General features: G+C 68.1%; 13 protein-coding genes. 5 read left to right on the top strand and 8 right to left on the bottom strand.

Features of this window, described 5'->3' with window-relative positions:
- Window positions 1-55: 55 nt before the first annotated feature.
- The 3 genes from K3G64_RS17915 to K3G64_RS17905 form a co-directional block, all read right to left on the bottom strand.
- Window positions 56-1135, bottom strand: a complete 1080-nt coding sequence (locus K3G64_RS17915) for an NAD(P)H-dependent amine dehydrogenase family protein (protein ID WP_238950781.1) — start codon at window positions 1133-1135, stop codon at window positions 56-58.
- 18 nt (window positions 1136-1153) lie between these two features.
- Window positions 1154-1945, bottom strand: a complete 792-nt coding sequence (locus tag K3G64_RS17910) for a potassium channel family protein (protein WP_238886217.1) — start codon at window positions 1943-1945, stop codon at window positions 1154-1156.
- 62 nt (window positions 1946-2007) lie between these two features.
- Window positions 2008-2568, bottom strand: coding sequence for a hypothetical protein (locus K3G64_RS17905; RefSeq protein ID WP_238886215.1), 561 nt, complete (start codon window positions 2566-2568; stop codon window positions 2008-2010).
- A gap of 135 nt (window positions 2569-2703) precedes the next feature.
- Between K3G64_RS17905 and K3G64_RS17900 the strand changes: the two genes are divergently transcribed.
- From K3G64_RS17900 to K3G64_RS17885, 4 genes are read left to right on the top strand one after another with little or no spacing between them, the layout of a single operon-like run.
- Entirely contained in the window at window positions 2704-4221 is a 1518-nt protein-coding gene (locus tag K3G64_RS17900; protein WP_238950779.1) for an ABC transporter substrate-binding protein, read from the top strand.
- Window positions 4218-5186, top strand: a complete 969-nt coding sequence (locus K3G64_RS17895) for an ABC transporter permease (RefSeq protein ID WP_238886213.1) — start codon at window positions 4218-4220, stop codon at window positions 5184-5186. Before K3G64_RS17900 ends, K3G64_RS17895 begins: the two co-directional genes overlap by 4 nt.
- Window positions 5183-6082 carry an ABC transporter permease gene (locus K3G64_RS17890; protein ID WP_238886212.1) on the top strand — a complete coding sequence of 300 codons (900 nt, stop codon included), beginning with the start codon at window positions 5183-5185 and terminating at the stop codon, window positions 6080-6082. Before K3G64_RS17895 ends, K3G64_RS17890 begins: the two co-directional genes overlap by 4 nt.
- A complete protein-coding gene (locus tag K3G64_RS17885) occupies window positions 6079-7692 on the top strand; it encodes a dipeptide ABC transporter ATP-binding protein (RefSeq protein WP_238886210.1) in 1614 nt (537 codons plus the stop codon). The genes K3G64_RS17890 and K3G64_RS17885 overlap by 4 nt, the downstream gene beginning before the upstream one ends.
- 4 nt (window positions 7693-7696) lie before the next feature.
- Here the strand turns inward: K3G64_RS17885 and K3G64_RS17880 are convergent, their stop codons facing one another.
- On the bottom strand, window positions 7697-9052 hold the full coding sequence (locus tag K3G64_RS17880; protein ID WP_238886209.1) for a DUF2254 domain-containing protein: 1356 nt from the start codon (window positions 9050-9052) through the stop codon (window positions 7697-7699).
- 110 nt (window positions 9053-9162) lie between these two features.
- On the opposite strand from K3G64_RS17880, the gene K3G64_RS17875 reads away from it, so the two are divergent.
- The gene (locus tag K3G64_RS17875) at window positions 9163-9903 is read left to right on the top strand and encodes an SDR family NAD(P)-dependent oxidoreductase (RefSeq protein ID WP_238886208.1); all 741 of its coding nucleotides are present in this window, start codon (window positions 9163-9165) and stop codon (window positions 9901-9903) included.
- 1 nt (window position 9904) lies between these two features.
- On the opposite strand, the gene K3G64_RS17870 is transcribed toward K3G64_RS17875, so the two are convergent.
- From K3G64_RS17870 to K3G64_RS17855, 4 genes are all read right to left on the bottom strand, one after another.
- Complete coding sequence (locus K3G64_RS17870; RefSeq protein WP_238886207.1) at window positions 9905-11548, bottom strand: DUF7800 domain-containing protein; 1644 nt, start codon at window positions 11546-11548, stop codon at window positions 9905-9907.
- A 109-nt stretch (window positions 11549-11657) separates the two neighbouring features.
- Window positions 11658-13238, bottom strand: a complete 1581-nt coding sequence (locus tag K3G64_RS17865; RefSeq protein WP_238886206.1) for a hypothetical protein — start codon at window positions 13236-13238, stop codon at window positions 11658-11660.
- A gap of 223 nt (window positions 13239-13461) precedes the next feature.
- The gene (locus K3G64_RS17860; protein ID WP_238886205.1) at window positions 13462-13653 is read right to left on the bottom strand and encodes a hypothetical protein; all 192 of its coding nucleotides are present in this window, start codon (window positions 13651-13653) and stop codon (window positions 13462-13464) included.
- A 10-nt stretch (window positions 13654-13663) separates the two neighbouring features.
- On the bottom strand, window positions 13664-14959 hold the full coding sequence (locus K3G64_RS17855) for an acyl-CoA dehydrogenase family protein (protein ID WP_238886204.1): 1296 nt from the start codon (window positions 14957-14959) through the stop codon (window positions 13664-13666).
- Window positions 14960-15207: the final 248 nt, after the last annotated feature.

Below are 15207 nucleotides of genomic sequence, written 5' to 3'. Positions count from 1 at the left end.
CGTCTCGAAGGGAGCCCTTCCCGTAGTGCATCTCACCGGGTGGCGCTCGCGTTACTCAGCGAATTGTGCCAGCGCCCGGAATCAGAGGTAGATCCAGCGCGGTGACCCATCCCGGCGAGAGATCGTTGACGGCCGGGACCGCGTTGAGTGCCCGCAGGCCGGTCGCCAGGCAACCCGCGGCGGCAGCGTCGCGTCCCGACCCGTCGGTGAACCGGAACGCCGTCTCCTGAGTGATGCTCGGTGTGCCCTCGATCTCCACCCGGTAGACGTCGTTCTGGCTGCCCGACTGCCACTCGGGGGCGGCGTCGTTGCCGATCCTGTTGACGTGCTCGAGCTGGATCCGGGTCTCGCCCCGGTACACGCCGTTGATGGTGAACCGCACCGCGGCGACGTTGCCGGGCGCGATGACGCCCTTGGCGGTCGTGCGCTCGGTGGGCGTCACCCACTTCTCCCAGGTGGTGGTGATCTCGTCGAGCATGATGCCCGCGGCGTGGGCGATCATCGGAACCGTCGCGCCCCACGCGAAGACGAGAATGTCCTGGTTCTCCAGCAACGGCCGGTATTCGGGCGGCTTGCCGATGCCCATCTCCCGGTCGTAGTCACCGGAGTAGTTGGTGTAGTCCAGCAGTTCGGAAGCGCGGACTTTGCGGACCTCCGAGCACAGGCCCATCAGCGTCATCGGGAACAGGTCGTTGGCGAAGCCCGGGTCGATGCCGGTGGTCAGACACGAGGACTCCCCGAGTTCGCACGCCGTCGTGATCGGTTCGATCCAGTCCGGCGGGTTCAGGTGCATGGTGGGCCAGATCCACGGCGTCATCGCCGTCGAGCAGACGTCGATGCCCGCCCGCAGGAACCGCGTGATCACCGCGATGTTGTCCTCGGCGTGGTTGGCGGTCGGACCGTAGTGCACCAGCGCGTCGGGCTTCAGCGCGATGAGGGCGTCGACGTCGTCGGTGGCGGTCACGCCGACTTCGGCGTCCAGACCGCAGATCTCGCCGACGTCCCGGCCGACCTTGTCCTGGCTGCTCACCCCGACGCCGACCAACTCGAACAACGGATGCCTGACGATCTCGGGGATCACCATCTTGCCGACGAAACCGGTGCCCCAGACGACCACCCGCTTCTCAGAACCCATGGCCACGCGGCATCCCCCTCACTCGCCGGTCGATCGCGAGTTCACCATAGGCTCGCTCTGCCCGTCGACGGACCCCGCTTCGCGCAGATGTCCGCCGAGCCGGCGGATCTCCGCGCGCAACTCCTCGATCTGCGCCGCGGTCGCGGCGCGGTTGGCGTCGTCCTCCTCGGCGACCCGCTGCACGATCCACGACGCCAGCGTCGCGGTGACCACACCGACCAGGCTGATTCCGCCGATCATCAGGAGTACGGCCACCAGCCGTCCGGTGACCGTGACCGGTGACAGGTCGCCGTAGCCCACGGTGGTCACCGTGGTGATCGCCCACCACAGCGCCCGTCCGAAGCTGGTGATGTCGGACCTCGGGTCCGAGCGCTCGGCCTCCAGCACCGCCAGCGAGGCGACGTATATCAACAGCACCGAAGCGCAGACGGTGTACATGATCACGCGGCCTCGGATCGCGTCCCCGACCGCTCGATGCAGCGTCTTGAACAGGATGACCAGCCGCAACAGTCGCAACGGGCGCAGGAACGGCAGCGCGACGATGGCGAGGTCGAACAAGTGCCGGAGGAACCACCGGGTCCGTCTCTCGGCCAGCACCAGCCGCGCGACGTAGTCCACGACGAAGGCCAGGTACAACGCCGCGTTGACGGCGCTCAGCACCTGGGCGATGTGCTGGGGCGGCCGGAGCAGCACCTCCACCGAATAGACGATCAGGAAGACAACCGCCACGGCGGCCAGCGGCCACTCGGTGTGTCGTTCCCAGCGTCGAACCCGTGGCTCGTCGGAGGTTGTCGCAGGCTTGTCGACCATCGTTGCCGACCATACCCACCGCAGCGAGTCGACCGAACCTGCGGACCGGCGCCCTCGGACGGCTAGAAGCAGCGCCGCAGCCCGCCGGGCTCGCAGATCAGCGGATAGGGGGTGACCGGAATCGCCAGCGGCGACTTGAACGTCAGGGTCAGCGGGATGTTCGTCATCCGGGGCTGCTCGCCGCAGATGGCACCTTGGATCACCTGCAGTTCGCCGGCCAGCGTGGCGCCGTCGAAGGAGTAGACCTCCTTCTGCTTCGCCTCGGTGCCGTCCGGACACTTGCGCACGGAGTCGAAGGTGTTCGACTGGAAGGTCCAGCGACCGCCGACCTGCACAGCCTCCGAACCGCCGCGGCCTGCGGGCGTGACACGCAGCCGGCAGGCGACCGGAAGGATGAGCGGTTCGCGCAGGTCCCCGACGGTGGGGACGCAGATGGGGTAGATCTCCCAGGTGGTCTCGGCCTGATCGCCGATCCGGACCGAGTAGATGCCCTCGGGCGTGTCCGGGGACTTCACGTCGCCCTGACCCTGCGCGGTGCCCGCGGCGCCGAGCACCACGCCGACGACCAGAGCGGCGGCGGACAGTGTCCGTGTGATCGTCGTCCGTGTGATCGTCGTCCTCAACGTCGTCCCTTTCCGGCGTCGGCGGTGTGCTGAGTATCCCAGTGTGCACACCGGCCCGTCACCGGTTTGCCGCGCTCCGGTTTGGCCGACCGCCGCCCGCGGGGATCGACGCTCGATAGGCTGGGAACGGTGGCTATGAAACGACTGGCGGCGGTGGTCGCGGTCGTCATCATCGCGGTGACGGGCTGCTCGGTCGGCGAGCGCGTCGATCTCGGTGACTCGTCGGGCAATCTCATCGCCGCCATCGCCGGCGAGCCCGATCAGCTCGACCCGCACAAGACGACCGCCTACTTCTCGTTCGAGGTGCTCGAGAACGTCTTCGACACCCTCGTCGAACCCGACGCCGACCTTCAGATGCGTCCCGCGCTGGCGGAGACGTGGGACGTCAGCGACGACCAGCTGACGTGGACGTTCCGCCTGCGTCCCGGAGTCACCTTTCACGACGGCAGCCCGCTGTCCGCCGACGACGTGGTGTTCTCCTACCGGCGGATCATCGACGAGCAACTCGCCAACGTCGACAAGTTCAGCGCCGTCAGCGACGTCTTCGCCGCTGATCGGCTGACCGTGGTGATCCGTGTCAAGCAGCCGACCCCGAACCTGCTGACCAACATCGGTGGATTCAAGGGCATGGCGATCGTGCAGCGCGGCAACGTCGAAAGCGGCCGGATCGCGACCCACCCGGTCGGCACCGGGCCGTTCGCCTTCCAGTCGCAGAAAAGCGGCGACTCGATCGTCTTGCGGGCCAACCCGTCGTACTGGGACGGGCCCCCGCAGGTGCCCGGTGTGACCTTCCGCTTCATCTCCGAGCCGTCCACCGCGCTGTCGGCACTGCAGGCCGGTGAGATCGACTGGACCGATTCCATTCCGCCGCAGCGGGTGGCGCAGCTGCGCGACGACGACTCGGTGCACCTCGCGGTCACCCCGAGCAACGACTACTGGTATCTCGCGCTCAATGGCGCCCGTGCCCCCTGGGACGACGTGCGCGTGCGCCAGGCGGTCGCCTATGGCATCGACCGCGACGCGATCGTCACCGTCACCAGCTACGGCACCGCGAGCGCGAATCAACTCGCGATCCCCGAGGGCAACCCCTGGTACACCCCCTACGACCGCTACCGCTACGACATCGCGACGGCGCAGCGCCTGCTCGACGAAGCCGGTGTCGGCGATGTCGAGATGGACATGCTGGTCACCAACGAGTATCCCGAGACGGTGACCGCCGCGCAGGTGATCGCCGACAACCTCGCCCCGCTGGGCATCACTGTCCGCATCCGTACCGTCGACTTCGCGACCTGGCTCGACGAACAGAACTCCGGCAACTTCGACATGCTGATGATGGGTTGGCTCGGCAACATCGACCCGGACGACTTCTACTATGCCCAGCACCACACGGACGGCACCAGCAACGCGCAGAAGTTCTCGAACCCAGACGTTGACCGACTGCTCGACGCCGGCCGGGTGGAAACGAATCGTCGTGCGCGCGAACAGGATTACCGCGAGGCCGCGACCATCATCGCCGACCGGGTGAGCTACATCTACCTCTACAACCCGTCGGTCATCCAGGCCTGGGTGCCCAACCTGACCGGATACCAGGCACGCCGTGACGGGGCGGTCCGGTTCCGGGACGCCGGCCTGGACGGGGACGAAACGGCGTGACCCGGTTGGCGACTCACCCCATCGCCCGCTTTCTGGCGCGCAGACTCGCGTACTCCGCTGTGGTGTTGCTCGGCGTGCTGGTCCTCGTGTTCGCCCTGGTGCACCTCGTGCCCGGCGACCCCGTGCGCATCGCGCTTGGCACGCGTTACTCCCCGGAGGCCTATGCGGCGCTGCGCTCGGCGAGCGGGCTCGACAAGCCGATCGTCGAGCAGTTCTTCGGGTATCTGGGCAACGCGGTGACCGGTGATCTCGGCGTGAGCTTCCGCAACGGCGACCCGGTCACGGTGATCCTGCTCGAGCGGCTGCCCGCGACCGTGTCGCTGGCGTTCGTGGGCATCGCCGTCGCGCTGCTCATCGCCGTGCCTGCGGGCATCTACTCGGCGCTGCGCGAAGGCAAGGTCAGCGACGCGCTCATCCGGGTGGGCAGCCAGTTCGGGGTGTCCATCCCGGACTTCTGGATGGGCATCCTGCTCATCGCGCTGTTCGCCTCGACGCTGGGTTGGCTGCCCACCTCGGGTTACCGGCCGCTGCTGGATGATCCGGCCGGCTGGCTTCGCCACCTGGTGCTGCCCGCCCTGACAGTCGGTCTGGTGGCCGGTGCGATCCTGACCCGCTACGTGCGCTCGGCGGTGCTCGAGGTCGCCGCGATGGGGTACGTGCGCACCGCCCGCTCGAAAGGCCTTGCGCCGCGGGTCGTCACGCTGCGTCACACCGTGCGTAACGCCTTGATCCCGGTGCTGACCATCACCGGTATTCAGCTCGCGACGATCCTGAGCGGTGTGATCGTCGTCGAGGTGGTGTTCGCCTGGCCCGGCCTCGGGCGGTTGGTCTACAACGCCGTCGCGGCCCGCGACTACCCGCTCATCCAGGGCACGGTCCTGTTGGTGGCGGCGTTGTTCCTGCTCGTCAACCTCCTCGTCGACGCGCTCTACGCCGTCGTCGACCCGAGGATCCGGCTGTCATGACCTCACCCGCACCCATTGCAGGGGACGCCACCCGAGTCTCGTCGGTGCGTCTGCTGCTGGGCAACCCGGTCACGGTGGTGAGCGCAACGCTGCTGCTGTTGATCGGGTTCGTCGCGCTCACGGCGAATTGGATTGCGCCGTACGGCGTCAACGACGTCGACGTGCCGAACGCCCTGCAACCGCCGAGCGGTGAACACTGGTTCGGCACCGACGAACTGGGCCGCGACGTCTTCTCGCGGGTGCTGGTCGCGATCCAGGCGTCGATGCGGGTCGCGGTGGTCAGCGTGGCGTTCGCCGTGGTGGTGGGCGTGACCGTCGGTGTGGTGTCGGGCTATCGCGGTGGCTGGCTGGACACCGTCTTCATGCGCGTGGTGGACGTGATGTTCGCGTTCCCGGTGCTTCTGTTGGCGCTCGCGGTGGTGGCCATCCTCGGTCCCGGGGTAAGCACCACGATCCTGGCGATCGGGATCGTCTACACGCCGATCTTCGCCCGCGTCGCCCGCGCCAGCACCATGAGCGTGCGGGTGGAACCGTTCGTGTCGGTGTCGCGCAGCATGGGCACCGGCCACCGCTACATCCTCGGCAGGCACATATTGCCCAACATCGCCGGGCCGTTGATCGTGCAGACGTCGCTGTCGCTGGCCTTCGCGATCCTGTCGGAGGCGGCGCTGTCCTTCCTCGGCCTCGGCATTCAGCCGCCGCAGCCCTCGCTGGGCCGGATGATCTTCGACTCGCAGGGCTTCGTGACGCTGGCGTGGTGGATGGCGGTGTTCCCCGGGGCGGCCATCTTCGTCACGGTGCTCGCCTTCAACCTGTTCGGCGACGGACTGCGCGATGTGCTCGATCCCAAGCAGCGCACCATGATCGAGGCCCGCGCGAAGGGGGTGCAGCGGTGAGCGATCCGGTGTTGCGGGTGCGCGATCTGCGCGTGCGAATCGGCAGACGCGAGATCGTGCGTGGAGTCTCGTTCGACGTCGAGCGTGGGCGGACCCTCGGCATCGTCGGCGAATCCGGTTCCGGGAAGTCGATGACCGTGCTGGCCGCGACCGGCCTGCTCGACGCGCCGGGGGCGAGAGTCGCCGGAAGCAGCACGCTGACCAGCACCTCGGGCCGGACCCAGCTCGTCGGCGCGTCGAGCCGGGTGTTGCGCAGTGTGCACGGCGGCCAGGTCGGTTTCGTCTTCCAGGACCCCGGCACCTCACTCAATCCCCTGTTGACACTCGAGCGGCAGATCGCCGAATCGCTGGAGGCACACCGGCGTATGACGCGTCAGCAGGCCCGCACACGCGCCGTCGAACTGCTCGAGGCGGTCGGTCTGCCGGACGCGGCCGCCCGGCTGCATGCCTACCCGCATCAGCTGTCCGGCGGGCAGAAGCAACGGGTGATGATCGCGATCGCGATGGCGTGCGATCCGCAGCTGCTCATCGCCGACGAGCCGACGACCGCTCTCGATGTCACGACGCAGGCGCAGATCCTCGAGTTGGTGGCCGACCTGCAGCGCGACTTCGGCACCGCGGTTGTGTGGATCAGCCACGACCTCGGAGTCATCGGCCAGGTGGCCGACGACGTGGCGGTGCTGCGCGACGGTGAGGCGGTGGAGCAGGCCCCGATCGGCGACGTCTTCGACCGTCCCGCACACGCATACACCCGCGAACTGCTGGCCGCCAGGCCGCTGATCGGCCGTTCGGGTCCGCCGCCGGTGACCGATGCGCCGGTGCTGCTGGCAGTCGGCGATCTCGACGTCCGCTTCGACGTCGACACCCCGACCGGCCCGTCAACGGTGCACGCGGTGCGCGACCTGTCATTCCGGATCCGCCGCGGCACCACGCTGGGCCTGGTCGGTGAATCCGGTTCGGGCAAGTCCACGGTGGCCGCAGCCCTCACCGGACTGCTGCGGCCGAACGCAGGCAGCGCGACCCTCGACGCGACGGACATCCTCGCGGTGCGCGGTTCGGCGCAGAAGGCGTTGCGCCGGCGGATCAGCCTGATCTTCCAGGACCCGTTCGCGTCGCTGAACCCGCGGTCGCGGGTCGGCGCCGCGATCGCGGAACCACTGCGGGTGCACCGCCTGGCGCCGGGGCGACGTGCCCGTGCGGTCAGGGTCGCCGAGTTGCTCGAATTGGTCGGTCTACCAACGTCGTTCGCTCCGCGCTACCCGCACGAACTCTCCGGTGGCGAACGCCAGCGAGTCAACATCGCGCGTGCGCTGGCGGGTGAACCGGATCTACTGATCCTCGACGAAGCGACTGCGGCGCTGGATGTCTCGGTGCAGTCCCGGGTGCTCGACCTGCTGGCGTCGCTACAGCGTGACCTCGGCCTGACCTACCTGTTCATCGCACACGACCTCGCGATCGTGCAGCAGGTCAGCCACGACGTGCTGGTGATGCGCGAAGGCGCGGCCGTCGAATACCGGCCGGCTGCCGAGTTGTTCGCCGCACCGGAGAGCGACTACACCCGCGCACTCCTGGCGGCGGTTCCCCCGGAACGTCCGCGGGTGGCCGGCTGAGCGACTACATCGACGGCAGCCACGACTTCGCCAGCGCACCTTCGACGGCAAGGCCGGCGTTGGCGAGGCGCTCACGCTTGGCCGGCTCGAAGTTCTGCTCGGTGACGGTGCGCCGCAGGCGTTCCAGCTGATCGCGGATCGCCTCCTGGTGCTCCGGCCGGTCGGCCCGCCACGCCAGGTCGCGCAGCACTGCGAACAGCCGCTCGAGCACGAGGGGGTCTTCTGCGCCGTACAGCCGTGGCTGGGCGATCGCGACGTCCAACAGCTGCGGCAGGTCGGGACGGCGGATGACCAGGCGCACGACGTCGTCGTCGGAGCACAGGACCGTAGCGCCGAGTTGGCGTTGGGCGAACTGACACAGCAGGGTCGAGATGTGCCCGAGCGCGTGCACGGCGGTGGTCGGATCGTTGATGCCCGGCGACAACGCCTTGACCGCGACGTCGGTCAGCTGGCGCAGGCCGTATGCGACGTCCTGGACGGGGGTGCGCTCGTCGGCGGTGTGAATGGCTGCGGTCACCTGGTCGGCCAGCTTGCCGAGCTCGTCCTCGTCGAAGCGGACGCCGGGGTCGGTGGACCAGGCGTAGGCGACCGGGGTGTCCTTGACGACCCAGTCGCCGGCCATCCGGTCGATGACCACCACGGCATCCTGCTCTTCGGCAGCCGACAGCAGCCCCTGCTGGTCGAGGCCTGCCAGGAATCCGTCGGCGCGGGCGTGGATCAGTGCCGCATGCGCCGGGATCGACGGAATCTGTCGGGACGCATCGGCGTCGTCCATCTCCTTGAAAACCTGCGCGGTGGCCACCGAGGCGTCGGCACGCACCGTGGTCATCATGGTCTCGACCCGGATCTCGCGCACCAGGTGCGCCAGAAACAGGACCAGCCCGATGACACTGGCCAGCGCGAGCAGATACGCCAACGTGACCGAGACGCGCGGAACGAAGGACTCGGAACCGTTTCCGCTCAACCGCACCGTCCGGAGCACGACCAGCGCGTAGGCGAACGTGGACAGGAAAAGCGCCAGCGTCAGCTGGACGAACCGGTCACGGGCGAACGTCCGCAGCAGGCGCGGTGAGTACTGGGCGCTCGCCAGCTGAAGCGTCACCACCGTCAGGGAGAAGGTCAGCGAGGTCACGGTGATCAGTGACCCCGCGATCGTCGACAACATCTCGCTGGCTTGACTGGGACCGCCACCGAACAGGTAACTGGTGAGCGCCGCGGGCAGCACGTCGGCCAGAGCCACGTCGATGGACGGCATGACCACGCCGAGGGTGATGGCGAGCAGCACGCCGATCAGCGGCACGGGCCAGAGCTGGGTGCGGAACCCTTCCCGCACTCGAGACCAGCGATTCTTGGATGCCATTCTCGGAGGGTTCCCAAGGGACAGGTGCGGTATCCCTGCCTGCGGGCATGAGCCTGCGGGCATGAGAAGGTCCGGGCATGAGAAGGTCCGGGCATGAAAAAGTCGATGCCATGACACGACTCGAGGGCAAGGTCGCGTTGGTGACGGGCGCCTCAGCCGGCCTCGGCGCCGCCGTGGTGCAATTGTTCGCCGAGCGCGGCGCGACGGTGTTCGGCATCGCCCGCGACGCCGAACGGATGGCCGCGGTCTTCGATGAGGTGCCCGGCGGGCGGTACACCTCCGTGGACGTGACGTCGCCGCGGGCGTGCCGTCAGGCGGTCGCCGAGTGCGTCGAGGCGTTCGGCCGGCTCGACGTGTTGGTCAACGTCGCCGGCTACCACCAGATGCGGCACACCACGACGATGACCGACGAGGAGTGGGACCGGGACCTCGCGGTGAACCTCAACGGGCCGTTCTACCTCTGCCGCGCCGCCCTGCCGCATCTGCTCGAGACGGCCGGCAACATCGTCAACGTGGCCTCGATCGCCGGCGTGGAGGGTGAGGTGTACTCGGCGGGATACTGCGCGGCCAAGCACGGCCTCGTCGGGCTGACCCGTGCGTTGGCGGTGGAGTACACCAAGGAGAAGCTCCGGGTGAACGCCGTCTGTCCGGGCGGGATGCCGACCGCGCAGACCACGGAGTTCGCCGCACCCGAGGGCGCCGACTGGGACCTGATCATGCGCATCGCCTCACCGCGCGGGTTCATGGAGACAGTCGACGTCGCCAAGGCCGTCGCGTTCCTCGCCAGCGACGACGCCGCCGCGATCCACGGCGCGGTGTACCGGGTGGACAACGGAAAGGGCGCCGGCTAGCTCAGAGCAGTTTGTGCTCGATGACCGTGGTGAAGTGCGGCTTGCGCCACCCACCGGTCACCTTCTCGACTTGCACGCCGATCTCACCGCCCGCGATCTGCAAAGTGCCGACCTGGTTGCGGAAGTGCGGCATGGTGACCGGCCGCCAGCGCAGCCGGGTCAGGCCCACATCCGTGGTCCGCACCAACAACTTGCCGAACCGCTCGGCCAGCCGAGTGTGCCCCAGGCGCAGCACGATTCGCTCCCCCGCCGACGGTTCCTTGCGCAGCCCCGAGCACACCACCTGCCAGAGTTTGGTTCGAGTGCTGGGGGCGTCCTGCGGCAGCTCGATCTCCGACACCCAGCAGTGATGGACGTCGCCGCCGAACAGCACCATCGACTTCGGGGGGTCACCACGCCGGCCCGTGGCGACGTCGACCACCAGATCCTCGAACCGGCGGAAGCTGTCCTGGAAGCACGCCCAGTGGTCCAAATTGGCGGTGATGCGCACCTTCTCGCCGAGCCCGGTCAGCCGTCGGCCCCAGGCGCCGTCGCTGACGGCCTCGGTCCACGCCTCGATGTGGTGCATCCCGTAGGGCAACAGGATCGGCAGCGAGCTGGCGAACAGCAAGTGGTCGTACTGACCGTCGGCCTTGGCCGCGATCCAGTCCCATTCCTCGTCGGTCATGATGCGCCGTTGGCCGGGACGCAGCTGACGGCCGGTGCGCGCGTCGGCGATGATGAGCCGGGCCGGACCGAGGTCGCGGCTCATGCTGAATCGGGACATGCCGTCGTCGCTTTCGGCGTTCTTGGCCAGCAGCCGGATCGGCTCGGTGCCGTCCCGGCGGGCGATGGTCTCCTGGAACGTTTCGTCCTCGGCGAGCTCCTGCGGCGACATGTTGCCCAGATGCTGGTAGATCCAGTAGGCCATCAGCCCGCCGATGATCCTGGTCTCGTACCAGTCGGTCTTGCGCTTCTCCTCCAGCCAGGCCTGCGAGGTGTTCCACTTGTCGTTGATCTCGTGGTCGTCGAACATCATCGACGTGGGCAACGTCGAGAGCATCCACCGCACCACCGGCTCGCTCCAGGCGTCCCAGTAGCCGATGCAGTACTCCTCGAAGTCCTCGAGCACCTCGACCGGCCCGTTGGCGTGCACCTCGCGGTCGGCGACGAGTTCCTTGATCGAATCGTTGACCTGGTCGGCGTAGAGCTGGTCGCCCAGCATCAGCAGCGCGTCGGGCCACAGCGCCGACGGCTGCCGCAGCATCCGCATGCCGTAGGTGCGCAGCACGTCGATGCCCTTGCCCTTCGGATGCCACCAGGTCTGGAAGGTGTAGGGCGGGCGGTGCGGAGCCGAGGCGCGGCACGACCCGAACAGCAGCCGCAGGGACCCGTCGCGCGGCATCAGTCGGATGCGGGGCTGCGGGAACTCGTAGTCATCCGGCGGCCAGGCTTTGGCGCCGTCGAGGTGCACCTCGTAGGGATGTTCGGAGTCCGGGTCCAGGTCGGTCACGCAGACGATCGCGAAGTGGTGACCCTCGACCTCGAAGGTGTTGGCGCTGTCGCCGAGAACCTCCACGCGGCAGGGCCCGTCGGTCTCGACCCAGACGGTCGCATCGTTCTCGCCGACATGACGGAGCAGGGGTCCAACGCGAACCTGAGGCACCTTTCCATCATGCCCCACTCAATTGACGACCGCGACCAAAATCAGCTGCCCCAGCACGGAAATCGCCCCGCCGGAGCAATTCCAGCGGGGCGACTTCCGTTGCGGCGAATCAGTGTTCGGGCCGGCGCCGCCCGAGGAAGAAGGCCAGGCCGATGGCGCCGAAGCCCAACGTGCCGATCACCCCGGCCGCGACCATCAGGAAGATGTCCCGTCCTGTGAGGCCTCCGGTGGAGTCCTCGTCGGCGGCCAGACGCAGCCGGTAGTCACCGGGCAGCGGACCCTCGACCGGCTCGCTGAGGCCGGGGAACTGCTGGGTCTTGTGCACCTCGAACTGCCGTTCGCCGGCGGCGGTCTGGGTCCACTCGCCCCACACCGGGGTCGCTCCGTCCAGCAGGACCTTGCGTCCGCCGTAGACGCGGTCCTCGCCGACGTCGACGATCTGACGCACCCGGAACGGCTCGTACCGGGCCTGCGGATAGTTCACCAACACCGGCACGTTGTCGTAGCGCAGCACCGGCGGCGGCGCCGGCAGCGGCAGCCCGGCACCCGGGAAGTAGCCGCCACCGAAGAAGCTGCCCACGGCGATTTCGGTCAGGGCCTGCACCGTGTCGATCGCCGCGTTGATCGGGTTCAGCACGGCCGCGGTGAAGCTGTAGGCCGCGAACTGGGCCGCCTGGAGCACGATGCGGGCCAGCGGCGGGATGAACACGATGCGGGGCGCCATCTCGTACATGTAGACGAGGCGGACCGGCGCCCGGAACGGGTTCATGATCACCGGCCGGTAGAACTCGTCGTACTCGATCCAGTCCGGCCGCCACTGCCGCACATTGCTGACCAGTTCGATATCGCTGCCGCCCAGGCCCACCTCTGAGTTGGCGCCGTAGCCGATGTCGAGGCCGGGAATCTTCAACGAGGTCTCGATCGAACTCTTGAACGCGCTGAGGTCCTGCTCGGGCGCGGGCGCCGGCTCCTGCTCGATGATCGGCTTGGCGTTCCTGGCCAGCTGGATGTCCTCGGCCGGCGCCTCGAGCGTCTCGGGGACCAGCGTCTCGATCTCCGTGGCCGCCTGCTCGATCGACACGGTTGGTGTCTCCGACTGGCCCTGCTCGGCGGTCGCCTCCGCCGTCGCTTCGGCGGTCTCCGACTCCCGCGACTCGGTCGCGGTCTCGGTGCCGCCCGGGGTGGGGGCGCCGCTGGTGCCCGATGCGGGCGTCAGCGCTGCCGAACTGGCCGGAGCGTCGGCGGTCGGCTCGGAGGCCTTTGTCGCCGGGGCCGAGGTCGCGGTGCCCGGCTCGGTGGTCGCCGCCGGCGAGCGCTGAGCCGTCGTCGACGGCTCGGTGGCGGGGCTCGACGGCTCGGCGGTCTGCACCGCCGTGCTGGTCTTGGGCGCTTGCGTCTGCGGTTCGGGCTCGGCGGCCGGTTCCGGCGCCGGCTCCGTGACGACCGGCGCCTGGGTCAGGGTCTGCGGCGTTTGCGGCGCGGGCTGCGACGGCGCCGCGGACTGCGCCGGCGCTTCGCCCTCGGGAACCGTGGCGGTCTCCTCGGCCGTCGCCTCGGGTTCGGGCGCGGTGTACTCCGGCTCCGGCACCACCGTCGTCGTCACAACGTCGTCGGAACCTGGTTGCGCGACGGCCGGCGATAGCCCCGTCGTCAACGCGGTCAGGGAGATGACCACTCCCGACGCCAGCACGGCGACGCCTCGCTTGCCGAATGAATTTGGCGATGAATTTGGCGGTGCACCCATAGTGCAGCGACTCCCTTCTCCATGCGTGGCGTCGATCCGCCACTCCCCCGACCCGGCGATATGAACCCCCGACGCTTCGTTCTCAGAAGTTTCATCGCTGAGCTGACCTAGGTGTTACAGGTCGGCTGCCAGGACAATCGGTCGGCATACCGAACCTCGGCTCGGGTTCTCAGGAGCCGCGCCTGCGCACCGCTCCGACGGACAATGCCAGGCCGATCAGCGCGATTATCGGGCCGAGAATCGTCCAGGTCGTGGTGTTGTTCATCGGGCTTTCTCCAGGCATCACCCCGATGCCCTGCAGGAAGAACAGCAGTCCGAACAACGCGACGATCACACCGAGTACGGCGATGGCAATCCGCATGTTGATCACCTTAGGCGGGTCGCTCGGCGCGGCGACGTGAGAAGTGCTTCTCGTAGGCCGCGGCCGCAGCGGCCAGCTCTGGGCGGGAGTCCAGCAGGGGCTGCATCTTCACGCGTGCTTCCTCGCGCTTGTGCGGGAGAAACTCGGTCGGGAAATCCCCATCATGCGGCCGGTAGTCGCGCAGCACCCGTCGAGCGACGGTCGCCTTGTGCACCTCGTCGACGCCGTCGGCGATGCCCATCGTGGGAGCGGCCGCGTACATCGCCTGGATGGGCGTCAGGTCGGTGGTTCCCAGCGAGCCGAGGATGTGCAGCGCGTTGAACGACACCTCGCGCAGCACCTTGGCCATCGTGAACTTGACCGCCGCGATCTCGGTGCGGGCCTCCTGGGTCGAGGTGTTGTCGATCTTCCATGCCGTCTCGAGCACGAACAGGCGCAGCATCCTGATCATCGCGTAGGACTCGGAGATCTTCTCCTGCACCATCTGGTGCTCTGCGATGACCTTGCCGTGTGACTGGCGGCTGAGCGCACGCTCGCACATCATGTCGAACGCCAGGTTGCACTGCGCGATGGTGCGCATCGCATGGTGGATGCGCCCGCCGCCGAGTCGGCGCTGCGCCAGAGTTTTCGCGCCGTCCTCCGGGCCGAGGAGATGGTCGAGCGGCACGCGCACGTCGCGGTAGACGATGTGGTTGTGGTTGCGCGGCTCGGGCATGATCTCCACACCCGGCGTCTTGCGCGGAACCACGAACATGCCGTTGGTGCACATGACGAAGAGGATGTCGGCAACGCGGCCGGCCGAGGTGAACCACTTCTCCCCGGTGATCACCCATTCGTCGCCGTCACGGACGGCGTGGGTGTTGAACAGGTTCGGGTCGCTTCCGCCCTGCGGTTCGGTCATCGAATAGGCCGAGAACATGTCCTGGTTGAGCAACGGCTCCAACCACCGCTTCTTCTGTTCCTCGGTGCCGTAGGCGGCGAGCATCTCCATGTTGCCGGTGTCGGGTGCCGATGCGCCGAACATGTGTGGCGCGCCCGGGTAGCGGCCGATGATCTCGTTGAGCAGACCGAGCTTGAGCTGTCCGAACCCGGGGCCGCCGAGGTCCTTGTCGAGGAATATCGCCCACAGCCCCTGGTCCTTGACCTCCTGTTGGAGTTCGCGCACGTAGGCCTTCACCGCGGGGTCGGGTGAGCGCACCGCATAGGGGAAGACGTGGTCGAGCGGTTCGACCTTCTCCTCGCAGAACTGCTTGACCCAGTCGAGCTTGTGCTGGAACTCCGGATCGGTGCTGAAATCCCAAGCCACTGCGGCCTCCTCGCCGTGATGCGTCCGCGCACCAGGTGGCCGGGACCGCGTCGCCATGTTATGTCAGCGCCGCCGGGTATCCGCCGCTGCGCCACCTCACTCCGCACGGCCCCGGCCGCTGCGAACCAGCAGGCCCAGTGTTGGCGATCGACGCCGAATGGACCGCCGAGTCGTTAGCCTCGGACGAAGAACCTGCACGAGTCGTCCACGGCTCTCGACGGCCGTTGCCGGAAGGGAAGAAGCGCGCT

The sequence above is a fragment of the Mycobacterium sp. IDR2000157661 genome (assembly GCF_022317005.1).
Taxonomy (GTDB): domain Bacteria; phylum Actinomycetota; class Actinomycetes; order Mycobacteriales; family Mycobacteriaceae; genus Mycobacterium.
The sequence above is the reverse complement of the archived record's forward strand: the minus strand, read 5'-3'. Positions and strand labels throughout refer to the sequence as shown.

Excerpts from the sequence above, each read along its gene's own strand:
- K3G64_RS17915 (WP_238950781.1), bottom strand. The coding sequence starts at position 1,135 with ATGGGTTCTGAGAAGCGGGTGGTCGTCTGGGGCACCGGTTTCGTCGGC.
- K3G64_RS17910 (WP_238886217.1), bottom strand. The coding sequence starts at position 1,945 with ATGGTCGACAAGCCTGCGACAACCTCCGACGAGCCACGGGTTCGACGC.
- K3G64_RS17900 (WP_238950779.1), top strand. The coding sequence starts at position 2,704 with ATGAAACGACTGGCGGCGGTGGTCGCGGTCGTCATCATCGCGGTGACG.
- K3G64_RS17890 (WP_238886212.1), top strand. The coding sequence starts at position 5,183 with ATGACCTCACCCGCACCCATTGCAGGGGACGCCACCCGAGTCTCGTCG.
- K3G64_RS17880 (WP_238886209.1), bottom strand. The coding sequence starts at position 9,052 with ATGGCATCCAAGAATCGCTGGTCTCGAGTGCGGGAAGGGTTCCGCACC.
- K3G64_RS17875 (WP_238886208.1), top strand. The coding sequence starts at position 9,163 with ATGACACGACTCGAGGGCAAGGTCGCGTTGGTGACGGGCGCCTCAGCC.
- K3G64_RS17860 (WP_238886205.1), bottom strand. The coding sequence starts at position 13,653 with ATGCGGATTGCCATCGCCGTACTCGGTGTGATCGTCGCGTTGTTCGGA.